The sequence below is a fragment of the Brevibacillus sp. 1238 genome (assembly GCF_029892995.1).
Lineage (GTDB): Bacteria > Bacillota > Bacilli > Brevibacillales > Brevibacillaceae > Brevibacillus > Brevibacillus parabrevis.
This window is the reverse complement of sequence record NZ_JARXWC010000004.1, coordinates 306,730-322,965: the sequence shown is the minus strand read 5'-3', so window position 1 is coordinate 322,965 and position 16,236 is coordinate 306,730. Positions and strand designations below refer to the sequence as shown.

Annotated in this window: 19 protein-coding genes; 13 read left to right on the top strand and 6 right to left on the bottom strand. The window is 51.3% G+C overall.

From position 1 onward, the window contains the following. Positions 1–90 precede the first annotated feature (90 nt). The gene (locus M2298_RS12495) at positions 91–273 is read left to right on the top strand and encodes a hypothetical protein (protein WP_122964430.1); all 183 of its coding nucleotides are present in this window, start codon (positions 91–93) and stop codon (positions 271–273) included. A 132-nt stretch (positions 274–405) separates the two neighbouring features. On the opposite strand, the gene M2298_RS12490 is transcribed toward M2298_RS12495, so the two are convergent. From M2298_RS12490 to sppA, 3 genes are all read right to left on the bottom strand, one after another. Further along, complete coding sequence (locus tag M2298_RS12490) at positions 406–1,416, bottom strand: CAP domain-containing protein (RefSeq protein ID WP_280648579.1); 1,011 nt, start codon at positions 1,414–1,416, stop codon at positions 406–408. A gap of 131 nt (positions 1,417–1,547) precedes the next feature. Further along, a complete protein-coding gene (locus M2298_RS12485) occupies positions 1,548–2,018 on the bottom strand; it encodes an RDD family protein (RefSeq protein ID WP_122964432.1) in 471 nt (156 codons plus the stop codon). Between the two features lie 16 nt (positions 2,019–2,034). Further along, complete coding sequence (gene sppA, locus M2298_RS12480; RefSeq protein WP_280648578.1) at positions 2,035–3,006, bottom strand: signal peptide peptidase SppA; 972 nt, start codon at positions 3,004–3,006, stop codon at positions 2,035–2,037. 184 nt (positions 3,007–3,190) lie between these two features. On the opposite strand from sppA, the gene M2298_RS12475 reads away from it, so the two are divergent. After that, positions 3,191–3,919: an amino acid ABC transporter ATP-binding protein gene (locus M2298_RS12475; RefSeq protein ID WP_083955624.1), complete on the top strand. Its 729-nt coding sequence runs from the start codon at positions 3,191–3,193 to the stop codon at positions 3,917–3,919. Positions 3,920–3,967: 48 nt separating this feature from the next. Here M2298_RS12475 and M2298_RS12470 read toward each other — a convergent pair whose 3' ends face one another. Beyond that, positions 3,968–4,669 carry a polysaccharide deacetylase family protein gene (locus M2298_RS12470; protein ID WP_122964434.1) on the bottom strand — a complete coding sequence of 234 codons (702 nt, stop codon included), beginning with the start codon at positions 4,667–4,669 and terminating at the stop codon, positions 3,968–3,970. A 141-nt stretch (positions 4,670–4,810) separates the two neighbouring features. Here M2298_RS12470 and M2298_RS12465 point away from each other — a divergent pair, with 141 nt between their 5' ends. Both M2298_RS12465 and M2298_RS12460 read left to right on the top strand, forming a co-directional pair. Beyond that, complete coding sequence (locus M2298_RS12465) at positions 4,811–5,623, top strand: DUF2797 domain-containing protein (protein WP_122964435.1); 813 nt, start codon at positions 4,811–4,813, stop codon at positions 5,621–5,623. A gap of 57 nt (positions 5,624–5,680) precedes the next feature. After that, entirely contained in the window at positions 5,681–5,854 is a 174-nt protein-coding gene (locus tag M2298_RS12460; RefSeq protein WP_280648577.1) for a hypothetical protein, read from the top strand. A gap of 75 nt (positions 5,855–5,929) precedes the next feature. Here M2298_RS12460 and M2298_RS12455 read toward each other — a convergent pair whose 3' ends face one another. Beyond that, positions 5,930–6,820 carry a GNAT family N-acetyltransferase gene (locus M2298_RS12455; protein WP_274874349.1) on the bottom strand — a complete coding sequence of 297 codons (891 nt, stop codon included), beginning with the start codon at positions 6,818–6,820 and terminating at the stop codon, positions 5,930–5,932. A 524-nt stretch (positions 6,821–7,344) separates the two neighbouring features. On the opposite strand from M2298_RS12455, the gene M2298_RS12450 reads away from it, so the two are divergent. The 5 genes from M2298_RS12450 to gcvH all read left to right on the top strand — a co-directional run bounded on the left by M2298_RS12450 (position 7,345) and on the right by gcvH (position 10,623). Continuing rightward, on the top strand, positions 7,345–7,707 hold the full coding sequence (locus M2298_RS12450) for an arsenate reductase family protein (RefSeq protein WP_063227465.1): 363 nt from the start codon (positions 7,345–7,347) through the stop codon (positions 7,705–7,707). Between the two features lie 3 nt (positions 7,708–7,710). Continuing rightward, positions 7,711–8,898 carry an aminotransferase class I/II-fold pyridoxal phosphate-dependent enzyme gene (locus tag M2298_RS12445; protein ID WP_280648576.1) on the top strand — a complete coding sequence of 396 codons (1,188 nt, stop codon included), beginning with the start codon at positions 7,711–7,713 and terminating at the stop codon, positions 8,896–8,898. A 168-nt stretch (positions 8,899–9,066) separates the two neighbouring features. Then, positions 9,067–9,615, top strand: coding sequence for a peroxiredoxin (locus M2298_RS12440; RefSeq protein WP_063227319.1), 549 nt, complete (start codon positions 9,067–9,069; stop codon positions 9,613–9,615). 115 nt (positions 9,616–9,730) lie between these two features. Beyond that, positions 9,731–10,183: a redoxin domain-containing protein gene (locus M2298_RS12435; RefSeq protein WP_063227320.1), complete on the top strand. Its 453-nt coding sequence runs from the start codon at positions 9,731–9,733 to the stop codon at positions 10,181–10,183. A 59-nt stretch (positions 10,184–10,242) separates the two neighbouring features. After that, entirely contained in the window at positions 10,243–10,623 is a 381-nt protein-coding gene (gene gcvH, locus M2298_RS12430; RefSeq protein ID WP_122964439.1) for a glycine cleavage system protein GcvH, read from the top strand. Positions 10,624–11,063: 440 nt separating this feature from the next. Here gcvH and M2298_RS12425 read toward each other — a convergent pair whose 3' ends face one another. Continuing rightward, positions 11,064–13,118 (bottom strand): methyl-accepting chemotaxis protein, encoded by a 2,055-nt coding sequence (locus M2298_RS12425; RefSeq protein WP_173596718.1) that lies wholly within the window; start codon positions 13,116–13,118, stop codon positions 11,064–11,066. A 311-nt stretch (positions 13,119–13,429) separates the two neighbouring features. On the opposite strand from M2298_RS12425, the gene M2298_RS12420 reads away from it, so the two are divergent. The 4 genes from M2298_RS12420 (at position 13,430) to M2298_RS12405 (ending at position 16,061) form a co-directional block, all read left to right on the top strand. Beyond that, complete coding sequence (locus M2298_RS12420) at positions 13,430–13,864, top strand: hypothetical protein (RefSeq protein ID WP_063227323.1); 435 nt, start codon at positions 13,430–13,432, stop codon at positions 13,862–13,864. Positions 13,865–13,892: 28 nt separating this feature from the next. Continuing rightward, positions 13,893–14,285 carry a VOC family protein gene (locus tag M2298_RS12415; RefSeq protein WP_063227324.1) on the top strand — a complete coding sequence of 131 codons (393 nt, stop codon included), beginning with the start codon at positions 13,893–13,895 and terminating at the stop codon, positions 14,283–14,285. 47 nt (positions 14,286–14,332) lie between these two features. After that, positions 14,333–14,812 (top strand): SCP-2 sterol transfer family protein, encoded by a 480-nt coding sequence (locus tag M2298_RS12410; protein WP_233454092.1) that lies wholly within the window; start codon positions 14,333–14,335, stop codon positions 14,810–14,812. Between the two features lie 88 nt (positions 14,813–14,900). Next, positions 14,901–16,061, top strand: a complete 1,161-nt coding sequence (locus M2298_RS12405; protein ID WP_217022226.1) for a M20 peptidase aminoacylase family protein — start codon at positions 14,901–14,903, stop codon at positions 16,059–16,061. The last annotated feature ends 175 nt before the right edge of the window (positions 16,062–16,236 follow it).

Here is a 16,236-nt window from a genome sequence, read left to right as displayed (position 1 = left end):
GCACGCCAGATCGCCATCTCTCGTGTTTGTTCGAGGGATGGTTTTTTTCTGCGGAAAAAAAGCATAAACGGGCGCAGGGGAGGGAAGCGTATGAATAAAGTAGAAATGCTTGTGGAAGGGGTTGACCCGATGCTGACTCCGTGCATATTCAAGCGGGGACTCGTCTGGATTTTGTTTTTCGTTCTCAGTCTGGTCGTTATCCCGTTCTTTTCTGACGAGGGCCAGACACCGCCCGCGAATCCTCCTGCTGCGAACGCTGCTGCCCAGCCGTAGTTGGCTTGGCGAGCGATTTTTGCAGATGTAGACACGCTCCGTTACATGAACGTTCAGGCAGGACGTCGCGACGTTTTGCCCACAAAAAACACGCCAGGTCAGTCCTTGGCGTGTTTTTCTTGGCTATAGCGTTTATTTGGTGACGAAGTTTTGCGTGTAGAACGGCTGACCGGCTTTGATCACGACACCGACGCCCAATTGCTTGTAGTTTTGATTCAAAAGATTTTGGCGATGCCCGGAGGAGTTCATCCAGCCCATGTGGACTTCAATGCCGTCCAACTGGCCGTAGGCGATATTCTCTCCCGCATAGCTGTAGCGAATGCCCGCTTTTTTCAGGCGGTCAAACGGGCTTCCGGTCGTCGGCGAATTGTGGCTGAAATAATTATGCTGCGCCATGTCGTTGCTGTGCGCACGGGCGACGACTGCTACCTGCTCGTCCCACGTCAGGACAGGCAGCTTGGCACGCTGCCGCGCTACGTTCAGCAAGTCAAAATTTTCTTTCTCATAGGCGATTGCCACTTGCTTGATTTGCGCATCCGTCAGCTTGGGTGCAGCGGGCAATTCCGTGTACACAATCGGATACATCAAGCCCATGGCAATAGTGGCAAAGTGCTCGGGCGTAGAGATGCGGACACCTGCGACCTTGTTTCCGCCCAATTGGTCGATGGAAAAGGTGAATACCTGATTGTTTTGCATATAGGTCGGATGGCTAAGCGTATTTTCCTGAATGCGCAAGCCAGACGTGATCGGCAAAGTGCTTTTCGGCGCTCCCCACGCATCTTGCAAAGCTTTCGTGGTCGAACCGATGGTCATTCCCCCGACGTTTACATTCGCTCCGTTGGAAAACAGCGTGACGGCTTTGCCGTTCTGGATGCCTACTTGTATGTAATGGTTCAAGTCCCGATTGTAAATCCACCATTCCACTCCTGTGTGGCTCGGGTCTTTGCGTGCTGGCTTGCCCAGCTTTTGCTCGACTTGCGCGGCAGTCATTCCGAGCGCAATCCCGTAGGTCGACACGGATTTGACGGCAGCTTGCTGGGTGGAGACAGGGGAAGCCGCTGTCACAAAAGTGGGCTGCAGCTGACCCAACAGCGCCAGGGAAAGGCCAAAGGCGAGGATGCTGGCTACTTTTTTCTTGTTCATCTGTCTACCTCCTCGGATGGAAAAGCTTTGGTTGATACAAGTATCGGTGTATGCACAGGCGAAAAACAGAGGCTAAGGATGCAATTTATGTCGAAAAAAGGAACAAGCCCCACTGCAAGAGTGGAGGCTTGTCATTTGCGATCCCATATGACGTACGTTTTGGCGAGCAAGTCGTGCCAGCCCTGCTTTTGCGGATTCCAGCCCACCCACATGTAGCCGATGCAAAAGACGAGCGAGGAAAGCAGCTTGCCAAGCACCTCGCGCAAAATGACTTGTCCGCCAGTCAGCCTGCCGCGAGCGTGCCTGGCGCTGATGACGCGGATGCCGATAATTTGCTTGCCCAGCGTCTGACCTGTCCACCATGTCAAAAGAACTAAATAAAGCAGACCGAACAGCGCTTCCAACAGATCGATCAGCGAAAGAAAGTCGCCGGATACGCCGAGATTGCGGCGAAGCGGATTGAAAACCAGCATGCTCACGCCAACCAAAAACAGCGAGTCCAAGAGAGTAGCAGCTACCCGAATCCAAAAGCCTGCAAACTGATGCTCGCGCGGCGGCTCCTGACTGTTTTCCAAAGCTTGAATGGCATCTGGATCGCTCATTCGTTTCACTCCTTTATCAAAACGAAGGGATAAATTGGTACAACAGTCGGGGAGAGCTTTGGCGCTGCAAAATGTTCCCGATTCCAAGCGGGTCCGGATTGGACCAATGCTGCTTCAAGCTGAACAGTAGCTTGCTGATGGAGAGCTGATCACTGTAGCGCACGACCATGGCAACTTGCTCCCCGGAGAGGGAGAGAGCATGCCGGGTCGCTTCTTCCAAATCGCCGAACTCATCGATCAGCCCGAGCTTTTTGGCTTGCTCGCCGGAATACACCCGTCCATCGGCAATTTCCAGCACGCGCTGGCGCGAGAGATTGCGGCCTTTTGCAATCACGTCGACGAACTTGCCGTAGCTTTCATTCACCAGCGACTGAAAAATTTGCCGCTCAGGCTCGGTCAAAGGACGTGCCGGACTGCCGATATCCTTGTACCGCCCGCTTTTGATCGCAAACTGCTTGACTCCCAGCTTGGCAGCCGCTTCGCTGTAGTTCACCAGCGAGAAGATGACGCCTAGACTTCCGGTCAATGTATTCGGATTGGCGAAAATCGAATCTCCAGCCGTCGCCAAATAATACCCGCCTGACGCGGCTGTGGAGCCCATGCTGACGACAATCGGAATATCGCGGAGCTGTTTGAGCCGCAAAAGACGGGTGTGCAGCTCATCGGTAGCGACAACCTCGCCGCCGGGACTGTCGATCCTGAGCACCAACGCCTTGACCAGCTCATCTTCCTCGACTCTCCGCAACTGTTCGGCGAGCAGCTCCGCCATGGAGGGCATCCCGGTTGCGTTTGGCTCCCCGGAAATGACGCCGTTTACGAACAACTGCACGATCTTGCTGCTGCCTGAGCCGTACACAATATTTTCTTCCCAGGCAAATCCGGGATTGTCGGCCAGCTCTTCATACCCTCCAGCCAAGCCTTCCACGGTAATGCCTGCGAAAAAGACAACCAGCACGATCAGGAGGGCGACCCATTTTTTACGATGCATGAAAACCACCTCCCCTTTAGGATGAGCAGCGAAGGGAATCATTACGCTGGGACGGGCGTTGGAAAAATGCGGATTGCCGGGAATACCAAAAAGAAGTAAGAGTATTCATGCAATTGCTTCTATATTGCGGTACAATATGATTGTGGAATACAGCGAACGCAGCAACTGCAATAGGGGGATGACAATGATCATACAAGTGACTGATTTGACCAAAAGCTACGGAGAGCTTCAGGTTTTGAAAGGAATTACGACACAGGTGGCGGAAAAGGAGGTCGTGTGCATCATCGGGCCGTCCGGGTCGGGCAAAAGCACCTTTTTGCGCTGTCTGAACCAGCTGGAGCCATTGACCAGCGGAAGAGTCGTCATCAACGGTCACGACTTGTCGGACCCCAAGACAGACATCAACAAAGTCAGGGAAGAAGTAGGTATGGTTTTTCAGCGCTTTAACCTGTTTCCGCATAAAACGGTTTTGGAAAATGTCATGCTCGCTCCGATCAAGGTCAGAAAGCTCGCACATGAGGAAGCTCGCAAGCAAGGACTGGCATTGCTGGAAAAGGTGGGGCTGCAGGACAAGGCAGACGTTTATCCGGAGCGGCTGTCAGGGGGGCAGATGCAGCGGGTCGCCATCGCCAGAGCGCTTGCGATGAATCCAAAAGTGATGCTGTTTGACGAGCCGACTTCCGCGCTTGACCCGGAGCTGGTAGGAGAAGTGCTGGCCGTGATGAAAAGCTTGGCCAAGGAAGGAATGACCATGGTGGTAGTCACGCATGAGATGGGATTTGCCAAAGAAGTGGGCGACCGCATCATTTTCATGGATCAAGGCATTATCATGGCTGAAGGAAGTCCCAAAGAGTTTTTTGACAACACCAGCCATGAACGCCTGCGTTCTTTCCTGGGAAAAGTGCTTGCTTAAAAGAAACAGCACCTGCTGCATCGCCGCAAGCGATCGCGACGGTGCCTTTTACTTGGACGCGTCGAGCAGCTGAGAGACCGTGACAAAGCGATAGCCTTGCGCGCGCAGATCACTGATCAATTCTTGCAGGGCAGCCACCGTCTGCTTTTGGTTCAGGCCACCATCGTGAAACAAAATAATGTCGCCGGACGAGACGTTGCTTTTCACGCTTTTGGCAATGACCGAGGCGGTTCTCGCCAGTGACCAGTCTCTGGGATCGACAGACCAGTGGATGATGTCGTAGCCGCTTGCCTGAACCGCGTTCATGACGTCGTGGGTCATGACGCCGCCAGCCGGACGATAATATTGGGCGAGAATGCCAGTAGTTTTCAGGATGGAGCGTTCAGCGTGCTTGAGATCCTCGTACACCTCGTGCTCCGTCAGTTTATTCAGGTCAAAATGATGATAGCCGTGGTTGCCGATTTCGTGTCCGGCTTTGTAAATCCATTGGAGCACTTTCGGATGCTTGTCTACCTGGGAGCCAAGGACGAAAAAGGTAGCTTGCACCCCGTTTTTGTGGAGCACTTCCAAAATTTTCGGAGTATAGGTAGCGTCCGGGCCGTCATCAAAGGTCAGGGCGACTACCTTTTTGTTCGTGTCGATGCGGTGAATCGGCTCATAGGAAGGGAGCAGTTCCTTCGCAAAAGCAGGAGTGCTCCCGAAGCCGAGCAGGCAGACGATCAGCAATGCAACGAGCGAGCCGCGGCTCATGGCGGATGCCTCCTTTTTACTGAAGATGCTTCTAGGTTCACCCATGCTGGAGAAAACATGCTGCCAAAAGAAAACAGCGCCCGGCGCAGACAGACAATATGGTAAAATGAAAGAACTGTAATGGGGAGAGGAGAGAATGAAGTGGAACTCCGCGGTATCCTGCATGGGCTGACCCATGACTATCATGGAAAAGACAAGCCTGTCGACTATTATTTGAACATCGGGGAAGAACGCATGCCCTTGAACGAATGGCTGGGCAGTGAACTGTCCATTGCTTTTTTGGGGCAAAAAAATTGCATCGCCTGTGGGCGGAAGACGAACAAAACATTCAACAGCGGGTACTGCTACCCCTGTTTTACCAAACTGCCGGAAAATGACTTGTGCATCGTCAAGCCGCACGAATGTCATTTTGACCAGGGAACGTGCCGGGATGAAAGCTTCGGCGAACAGTATTGCATGATCCCGCATTACGTCTATCTGGCAGTTTCCAGCGACATCAAGGTCGGGCTGACGCGCAAGCACAATCAGCTCAAACGTTGGGTGGATCAGGGAGCGATTCGGGCGATTCCGATTGCGGAAGTGCCGACACGCCGGATGGCAGGCGAGCTGGAGTATCACCTGAGCCAATTTTTGCCGGACAAGACCAACTGGCGAAAAATGCTCAAGGGCGACGTCAAGGAAATCGACCTGATTGCGATGCGCGATGAAGTGTACAGCCATTTTCCCGAACCGTTCAAAGCTTTCCAATATAGAGAAGACGAATGGGTGGACATTACATACCCGATTTTGGAATCGCTGGACAAAATCAACTCGAAAACGTTGGACAAAGAAGAACAGCTCGGCGGACGACTGATTGGCGTTAAAGCGCAGTACCTGATTTTCGAAAACGGCGTGTTCCAGGTGAGAAAGCACGCCGGCTATCAGGTGGAAATCAAAACGGCTCATTCTGCATAAGTTCGCGCAAACTCCTCACACTGAAAAAGCAAGCCGATGAGCGAGGAGGAAGCGGGCATGGAACAGAAAATCGAGTATACGCAGCCGCTGACCGGAACGTTGGCTGAAGCGGTGGAAACGCAGAATGCAAAGCAGTTGGGGGTGCCTTATTCGCCGCTTGCCAACACGTGGCAGGTAAACCCCGGGAATGAAGCGGTGGAAAATGAAGATGGCGACGATGCTTCTTCATGAACAAAAAACAAGCCTCCAGCCCACGAGCTCGTGTGGGGTTGGAGGTTTGTTTGCATCTGCTCCCGAAACGGAGGCTCAGGCATGCGATGTCAGCGGGAACAAGAAATGCTCCGGTAGCTCTGGAAGCGATGGCCGGACGAACAAGGTGTCATCCGTCTCGGTGATTAGCTCAGCCTGGATGTGTTCATTGTCGCTCTCAGGCATGAAGTGAAACTGGATGACGTTCGTTTCATTAGTCAGCAAATGCCCGATGATCCGCTCTGGATCGACTGCTCTTTTGCTTACGATGTCAAAGACATGCAACTGGTCGTCTTCGCGCTCGAACAAGACAATGACGTCTTCCTGCTCGATGTAATAGAGCGAATCGGGAAAGACGAGCAAAAAATAAAACAGGGACAAATGCTCGCTTGCTTGCACACCCCAGCGCGTCGATACCGGAACGCGGCTGGCCGCAAATTCCTTCATTAAGGCAAAATCATCTGCACTGTCGACATCAAGCTTGCGCAGAGCGGATTTGGAAGGGACAGTCGCTTTTACGCGGGATGCCAGCAAGCTGAACCGGCTTTCCTGAACCTTTTGAAAACCGAACTTGGGATAAAAGTCGAGCACGGACGGATTGGCGAACAAGTACAGAAAATCATAGTCCTGTTCGTACTTGGTAATGACGTGGTTCGTCAGCTTTGCTGCCAGCCCTTGCTGACGGTAATCGGGATGCGTCATCACCGTCCCTAGTTGCAGTGCCTGATAAGTTCTGCCGTTGGAAGTCACGATCATTTTATTGACAGAAACATTCGCGATGACTTTTTCTCCGTCCACGTAGGAATAGCAGATGTAATCGTCATTCCAGCAGCCTCTCGTGTACCATTCGTGAAAATCAAGCTCGAATACTTGCTTTGCCAGCTCGTTAAAGCTTTCTTTATAGGTTTGATTGTGCTTGTAGTCACTGATCAGTTGATACTCACGCATTTTGCAGTCCTCCTTTTTGTCTCAAGCCCTGTCATTGTTGCAGCAGCAATGTTTTGTAGCCATCGCCTCCTTTCACCAGAGCAAGTGCTGCATAAAAAAGACCACAAGAAGAAAAATCTCCTCGTGGTCTCGTTTCCAGATATAGGTATACTTCAAACGCCTGCTCCAAAGTAAACAATAGGGCGGATGAACAACGCTGGAATCTGGTTTTGATCAGATTAGATGTCTTCTTAATCGCTGTTGGAAAAAGGGAATACAAAAGAAACGGAGGGCATGCCCTTCATTTGACCTTTTTCCGTATAAAATTCATTGGAATTTTATTTAGCGATTAATAAGTTTCATCATATTCTGCCAAAACCTCGTTTCCTAACAATTAACAGTTTCTCTTCACTATAGCATTGATTTTATTTGATGGCAAAATCATATTTAATCGGTGGTGTTGCTTGCAAACGTTGTGTTCTTTGTTGGTATTCTCTTACAATAAATAGGAAGACGATTATGAATGAAAAGCGAGGAAGACGCCCATGACGACGAAAGCTTATTTGTACAGCAAATGTGATACATGCCGCAAAGCGAAAAAATGGCTCACCGAGCAAAATGTCAGCTTCGAGGAAGTGCCTATTGTCGACTCGCCGCCATCGAAAGAAGAGCTGCGCCAGATTTGGCAAACGAGCGGGCTTGATCTGCGCAAGTTTTTCAATGTCAGCGGCGTGCAATACCGCGAGCTTGGCTTGAAGGACAAGCTGCCGACGATGACGGACGAGGAAATGCTTGAATTGCTGGCTTCAAACGGCAAGCTGATCAAGCGCCCGCTGATCGCGAGCGAAAACACCGTTACATTGGGCTTCAAGGAAGACGAGTTGCAAAAGGCTTGGGGAGGCAAATAAGAAATGCGCCAACCGTCGAAGAGACTGGAAAAGTTGTCTGCCGCTATTTTTTCGGAGATGGCTGCCCGTAAAAAGGAAGTTGCCCGAAAACGGACCGTGTACGATTTGAGCATCGGCAGTCCTGACCAAGCGCCGGAGGACCAGCTGCTGCATACGCTTCTCGATGCTGCGCGGCAGCCGGGCGCGTTTGGCTACGCTTTGAGCGAAGGAACAGCTGCTTTTCGCGAAGAGGTGGCCCGCTGGTACCGATTCCGCTTCGGCGTCGAGCTGTCGCCGGACGGAGAAATTCATTCCTTGATGGGCTCGCAGGATGGGCTGGCGCACTTTGCTCTGGCCTGGACCGATCCGGGCGACATCGTGCTCGTGCCCGACCCTGGCTATCCGATTTACGAAGGAAGCGTGCATTTGGCGGGGGCGATCCCGTACCGGATGCCGCTGCGCGCAGAAAACGGCTTTTTGCCCAAGCTTGCCGATATCCCGGAGGAGATCGCTGCAAGGGCGAAGTTCATGATTTTGAACTATCCGAACAATCCGGTATCGGCTGTTGCCACGATCGCTTTTTTCGAAGAGGTGGTAGCTTTTGCGAAGCGTCACGACATCATCGTCGTGCATGATTTGGCGTACTCGGAAATGGCTTTTGACGGCTATCGGCCGCCGAGCTTTTTGCAGGCGGCGGGGGCCAAAGAGGTCGGGATCGAGTTCAACTCGTTTTCCAAAAGCTTCAACATGGCAGGCTGCCGGGTTGCTTATGTAGTCGGAAACAGCGAGATCATCAAGCCGCTTGCGATCGTCAAGTCCAATGTGGACTACGGCGTCTTTTTGCCTGTACAGCAAATGGCGGTGGAAGCGCTGCGGATGGATCGGGAGTCAGGCGGCGCCAATCAAGTCGGACCGATTTACGAGGAACGCCGCGACGTCCTGCTGGCTGCCCTGGCAGAAGCGGGCTGGAACATCACTCCGCCGAAAGCGACCATGTTCGTCTGGGCTCCTGTCCCTGCAGGCTGGACATCACGCGAGTTTGCGATTGCCTTGCTGGAAGAGGCAGGCGTGGTCGTGATCCCGGGCAGTGCTTTTGGCGACGAAGGCGAGGGCTACGTCAGGATCGCGCTTGTACAAGAACCGGAAATTTTGCGCCAAGCTGCGCGCTCTGTGGCCGACTCGGGCATTTTGAGCAGAAAAGCGGGCGAATAAGCGGCAGGTCAAACGGTTAATCTAGTTTTTGGGCATGAAAAGATCACAGGTATAAATGAAAAACAATTACAGGTTGAAATCATTCCTACATTGTATTGACTATAAAGTGGCTCGTTTGTTATCATGAAATAGGTAGGCAAGAACACATTCCTAAGGAGGTTTTACATAATGGCTCAACGTTTGATTGGACTCCCGGCTCCTGACTTTACATTGGAAACAGCTTTGGGTAACGGAAAAGATTTTGGCAAGGTTTCCTTGTCTGACTACCGTGGAAAATGGCTGGTACTGTTCTTCTATCCACTCGATTTCACATTCGTTTGCCCAACTGAAATCATCTCCATGAGCGATGCTATCGAAGACTTCAAAGACCTCGATGCAGAAATTCTCGGTGTATCCGTAGACTCCGTTCACTCCCACCGCGCTTGGATCAACACTCCTCGCGACCAAAACGGTCTGGGTGGCTTGAACTACCCGCTGGCTGCTGACTTCCTGAAAACAACAGCTCGTGACTACGGCGTACTGGATGAAGAAGGCGGCCAAGCTCACCGCGGCCTGTTCATCATCGATCCAGAAGGCATCCTGAAATATCAAGTAGTAACTGACCTGAACGTAGGTCGTTCCGTTGACGAAACACTGCGCGTGCTGCAAGCACTGCAATCCGGCGGTCTGTGCCCAGCTAACTGGCGCCCAGGTCAAGCTCAACTGTCTGCGAAATAATTTTTGCCTGAACGAACAGGCTGTAAAAGGGTCTAACTTCTTGCTGTTAGACCCTTTTTTTAGCATATAATCCACTTTAGATAGACAAAGCTGAGTAAAAAGGGGATGAGTTTCCATGCGTTTGCGCGAAGAATTGCCGGATTTCCCAGGAATTACCGAATGGGTGAACGGACAAGTAAGCAAAGCGGATCTGGCAGGCAGCCCTGTTTTGGTGCATTTTTGGTCGGTTAGTTGCTACATGTGTAAAGAGTCAATGCCGAACATTAACGAATGGCGCGACAAGTACGCTGCCAATGGCCTGAAAGTCATAGGTATTCATATGCCGCGTTCGGAAAAAGATACAGATATTGAAGTGATCAAACAGACGATTGCCGAGCACAACCTGACGCATCCGATTGCGATCGACAACGACATGAAGACGGTTGATGCTTTCCAGAACGAGTACGTTCCTGCTTTTTACCTGTTTGACGAGAACCTCCAGCTGCGTCACTTCCAGGCTGGCGAGAAGGGTCTCAACCTGGTAAAAAAACGTCTGTTCAGAATTTTGGGGATCGAAGAGGAATCCTAGAATGTTCGTCTAATTATGTATGTGTAATGGATTGTACCTGATAGGAGGATATGTAAACGATGGAATTCCCGAAAAATCTACGTTACAGTGAAGAGCATGAGTGGGTGCGAGTAGAAGGTAACAAAGCGTACATCGGAATCACCGCTTTTGCTCAATCAGAGCTGGGTGACATCGTGTTTGTCGAGCTGCCAGAAGTAGGCGCGACAATCCAGCAAGATGAGCCATTTGGCAGCGTTGAGTCCGTAAAAACCGTTTCCGAGCTGTACGCTCCTGTAACCGGAAAAGTAGTAGAAGTAAACGGCGAATTGGAAGATGCGCCTGAACTGGTTAACTCCTCGCCATACGAGCAAGCCTGGATGATCGCTGTCGAGCTGTCCGACGAAGCTGAGCTTGACAAGCTGATGGATGCCGACAAATACGAGGCAATGGTAAAAGAATAGTCGCAAACACAAAAAGCCGGGGCGCATGCTCTGGCTTTTTTCATTTGAAAATGGCTGCTGCTCGGGGCTTCGGTGGAGGGAGGAAACAGGAGAAACCGCTGCAGGGCACCTTGCCACTTGCGGGGAAGCGGAGACTGGCCGCCTGCGGTGAAAAAGGAAAACCGCGGCAAAAGCAGCGTGCTCGAAGAAGCGTGTTCACGTTGCCGCTTAAAAGCCGTTTTCCTTTTTCGCCTCCGGCTTGGTAGGAGTCCGAAAGCTCTGCCGCTTGTTTCTCCTGTTTCCTCGGCCAACGATTCGTCTCTTTCCTCGCCACGCCTGAAGCACCGATGACGTAATCTACAAAGCGTCACCCCCAATTGCCTTCACCACAAAAACAAAAAGACTTCGCCCACCAAAACGTGGCGAAGTCTTTTATTGCGAAAACGGAAGCCGTAAACCAACTAACTGAGCTTGAACGAACGAACGTTGTCGTTCAACTCTTCGGCCATTTTGGCCAGCATGGTCGCTGCTGCCGAGATTTCTTCCATGGAAGCGTTTTGTTCTTCCGCCGCGGCTGCGACGGTTTGGGAATTGCCCGCGGATTGCATCGCGATTTGCGAAATGTGGTCGATGGCTGAGACGATCGCTTGCATTTCCTGGCTGATTTTTCTCATTTCAGCCGATACCTCGTCTGTGCGGGTAAGCAGGAGCGAGGTGGAGTCAGTAATTTGCTCGAATGCCGTTCCCGTCGAGTTCACCAAAGACATGCCTTCTCCGAGGATGACGGAGCCGTGACTCATGGCAGCGATGGCGGATTCCGTATCGCGCTGAATGTCGGCGACGATGTTGCTTACTTGTTCAGCCGCCGAGCTGGACTGTTCAGCCAGTTTGCGCACCTCGTCGGCTACTACGGCGAAGCCGCGACCTTGTTCGCCTGCTCTGGCAGCTTCGATGGCGGCGTTCAGGGCAAGCAGGTTGGTCTGGTTGGCAATCGAAGTGATGAGCGAGATCATCTGTCCAATTTCCTGAGAGCGTTGACCCAGTGCGTTGACAGTCGTTGCCGTTTGCTTCATTTGGTCGTGAATCACGGTCATGTGCTCTACCGTTTTGGCGGCCATCTGGTTGCCTTCTGTCGCCTGACGGTTTGCATCGCGAGTGGAGGAGCTGACTTCTTCGATTCCTTTTTCCATCAAAGAAATATGTTGGGCAATTTCGTTGATCACATCGCTGCCCTGATTGGTCGCGTCCACTTGCAGTTCTGTCCCGTAGGCGATTTCCTGGACAGACTGGGCGATCTGCTCTGTCGCTTTGCTCGTCTGCTCGGCGCTAGCCATCAGTTGTTCGGAAGTAGCGGCGACCTGCTGTGCGTTATAGCTGACCTGCCCAAGCGTGTCGCGCAGATTGGCGGTCATCGTATTGAAGCGGCTGGCCATGACGCCCATCTCATCGGCCGTTTTCACATCCATCGAAGCGGTGAAATCGCCAGCGGACAATGCTTGCGAGAGCTGGTTTGCCTTGTTGATTTGTCCGGTCAAATACTTGCTGAAGAAATAAATGACGGCGATGAGAATCAAAAGCCCAAACAGGCTGACTGCCAAAAGCTGATAAAACAGCATGCTCAAAGGCTCGAAAAATTCATTTTCCGGCATGACGAGAGCAATTGTCCAGTTTGTGCCAGCGATTTTTTGGAAGTACAAGCGATTGATCCCGTTCTCATCGGTAAAAGTTTTCGCGCCTTCCTTTTCTGAAAGCAACGCCGGGCCAATTTCGGCAAGAGACGTGTTGCTGTCGCTTTGCACGGATTGCACCATCAGCTTGTCCGTTTGCGGATGAGACAGGAATTTGCCGTCCTGATCAAGCATGAAAGCCCAGCCAGTCTTGCCTACTTGCGTGCCGGAAACCATCGTTTGAATGTCTGTGAGCGTAATGTCGTCTGTGGCTACACCCAAAAGCTTTTTGTCGGGGGAGTAAAACGGAGCCACCACAGTCATCATAGAAATTTTGGAAACCTCATCATAGTAAGGCGGCGTGTAATCGGTTACCTTTGATGTTGCTTTTCCGATTTTGTACCATTCTTGACTAGGGTAGTTGTAGGCGGGTGTACTGTATTCATACGTAATGTCCACCTTGCCGTCTTTTTTTGCGCCATAAGTCGAAACGAACTGTTTGCTCGGATCGAAGGCATACGGCTCCATGAAAATTCCCATCCCGACCGAGGTCTGGTTCACGGGAACTGTTTTGTTCAGCAGGGAATCTAGTTGCTCCAGCGAATACGTAAGAGGAGTCATTTCAATTGTCCGTGCCATGTGCTCTGTGACTTTGCTGTGTGTCTCCAGTTCTTTCTCCACTTTGCCGCTAAGCACGTCCAACTGATAGTTCATTTTGTCCGTCAGTTCCTTGTTCAACAGCGTGTAGGAGAACATAAAGGCCATGCCCATGAGAAGTGCCAAGGTAATGACAATGACAGGAAGGGTAATGGTAAGAGTCCTGGCTCGTAGGCTTTTAAAACGAAACATACATCCGCTCTCCTTTTTCGTTTACTAGCTGAATAACTATTCCCTATATCGGTTTGATTCAAACTTCTCTGTATGAAATCTGTATGAAATTTAGGTGAATGCGGGAAAAGTTTCAAATTAATCAGAAAACGGTGTTCAAACAGTGGCAAATCGAGTACAATGGGATAACTAATTGTTTTACCATAAACCGATTGGTATCTTTTTGCGGGTAGAGCATTCATGGGATTACGGGTTACAATGCGGATACAGACAGATAGTTTCGGCCAGACGCAGTTGTTCTGAAGTCTGGAGAACAAGGAGGGAGACTATTTATGAGTTTTTGTTGTGGTGCTGGAATGGTAGGTTCCGTAGGCTCAGTCCGTCATTATAAAACGCTTGTACACAATGTCCCCATCATGTTTTGTCCTGTATGTGACAGAATTGAGGTTCATCCCGCTATTGAGGGAGAGTACGAAATTTTAGTAGAATATGCTCAGGGAGATCAGGCGCCGGAAGTCGATTTCGCTGATTTTGTCAATGTTGACAATACATCCGAGTTGTTTGAGAATTGTACCATGACGGATGAAGCTGCAAGCTTCGCAGAAGTTTTGAAGCAGCAGATCGATATTTCCTTGGATTTGCTCGGAGTCGCGAAGGAGTTGCAGGATGACGAGTGGCGCGAAGCCCTTATGAATCGCTTGAAACGGTTAAGCGAACGACTGAAGCAGTACAATAAACGCAAGCAAGTGTCGCAAAAAAGCGCATGACCTTTAGTTGACGTGGGAGGCAGTGTGAATGTTTCATTTGAAAGGCGTTCACCACATCGCGTTGAATTGCAGCGATGTCGTGAAGGTAGCTCGGTTTTTTAAGGACATTTTGGAAGTCCCCATCCCGGAAGAGAATATGGTGGAAGGAGCACCTGTCTACTTTCAAATTGGCACATACACACGGATCGGTCTCCATCCGCATGGCGGGGCGGAAGGCAAGGGTGGCGTAGGGCAGGTAGATCACCTCGCCTTTTCCGTAACGAGCCGTGCTGAGCTGGACTATCTGGTCGACAAGCTGGAAGCAGAAAACATTTGCTACCGAGGTCCGATCACGCAGCCTACGAGTTTTAACTTGTACTTTGAGACGCCAGATGGCCATCATCTGGAGGTTCGACTGGACAAGGACGAATTTGATGAATAACAGGTAAAGGCAAACAGGCATCTGCGGCAATCGCAGGTGCTTTTTTTATGATTTCGACAGGCGAAAAAAACAGTGTCGAGAAAAAGGCAGCCGCCGTGACAAGACCCGACAACGGTTCTTATTCCTCGCCAAAGGATTCGACGGAGCAAAAAACGAACCCATTGGAAAAGAGAGGGGGCGTACCTATGATCGGGATCGGCAAATTGCTTGACGAGGTTGGCGAACGGCTGCAAAAGAAGACGCACCTGCGGTTTGTAACGACTGGCTGGGAAAAACGGATCGGGATCGTGATTGATGATACGGCATCGCGTTGGCAGTTGACGATATCAAAAGGCGGTGTTTCGGCAGGAGTTTGGGAGGAGGAGCAATCTGCCGACCTGATCGTCAGGGGAGGCGAACATCAGATGGAGATGCTGTTTGGCGGGGATGAGCTTGTATATGCACTAGCCAAGCAGCAGGTGAAAATAATAGGCACGCTGCGCGATCAGTTGAAGCTCGATGCGATTTTGCGGCTGACGTGCAAGTAGCCGGCCAGCCGCCCCACTTTCGAACGATTCCGAATAAATAGCGAAAATGTGGTATAATGAGGAAGAAACGATTGGGGGAGGCGCAATCATGTCTAATAGCTTGGCGTTGAAAGAGGCGATTGTTTCGCGTGGGCAAACCATTGACGAAACATTCAGTTATTTGCATGCGAATCCGGAAATCAGCTGGCAAGAGGTCGAGACGACACGCTATCTGGTCGAAAGGATGCAGGCGCTTGGGCTTAAGGTAACCACTTTTGCCGATTGTACGGGACTTGTCGCCGAATGGGGAGAAGGCAAGCCTGTCGTAGGACTTCGAACCGATATTGATGCACTGTGGCAAGAAGTGGACGGGGAGTGGCGCGCCAATCATTCCTGCGGGCACGATGCGCACATGACCATGATTGTCGAAACCGTGGAGGCGTTGATTGCATCCGGCTACCAGCCGCCCGGAAAGCTGAAAATCTTGTTCCAGCCGGCAGAAGAAAAAGGCACAGGCGCTTTGAAGCTGGTGGAAAAAGGTGTCGTGGACGACATCGACTATTTGTACGGCGTCCATCTCCGTCCGATTCAGGAAATGGCGAATGGCACAGCAGGGCCAGCCATTTACAACGGCGGGGCGATGTTTTTGTACGGAGAGATCACGGGAGTGTCAGCGCATGGAGCCAGACCTCACCTCGGGGTGAATGCGATCGAAGTGGCAGGAGCGATCATCTCGGGAATCGGTCAAATCCATTTGAATCCGATGGTCCCGGCCACTGTCAAAATGACGATGCTGCAAGCGGGAGGAGAGAGCTACAACATCATTCCCGACAAAGCGAGATTCGCCCTCGATTTGCGCGCGCAAACGAATCAGGCGATGGACGAGCTGATTGCCCGCGTCCGCCAGATGATAGAAGGAATTGCTGCGTCTTATCAAGCGCAAATCAAGCTGGAAGAAGGTTCGCGAATGGTTGCCGCGGAAGTGGATGAGGAAGCGAAGGGATTGATGGAACAGGCGATCGTCGACGTGCTCGGAGCGGACAACCTGAAGCCTGCGCCAGTCAGCCCGGGAGCGGAAGACTTCCATTATTACACAGTGGAGCGGCCGCGAATCAAAGCGACAATGCTCGCTCTCGGTTGCGACTTGCAGCCTGGATTGCATCACCCGCACATGCAATTCGAGCAGTCGGCTCTAAAAGACGGTGTCGGAATCCTCAGCCGCGTCATCGTTCGCACGTTTGAGCATGCTGCTGCCAAGACTTTGGGCTAAAAAATGCACTGTCTAACCCGCTGATGCAGCGGGTTTTTTGCATCCATTCTTTCACTAGGGGGTGGACATGAAGAGGAAGAACTGAAATACTGTAGGATGGGAAAACTACAAGGGAGGTTATTCACACATTCTCCACAACAGATTATAAAATTATGTGGCTTATTTGATTAAATGT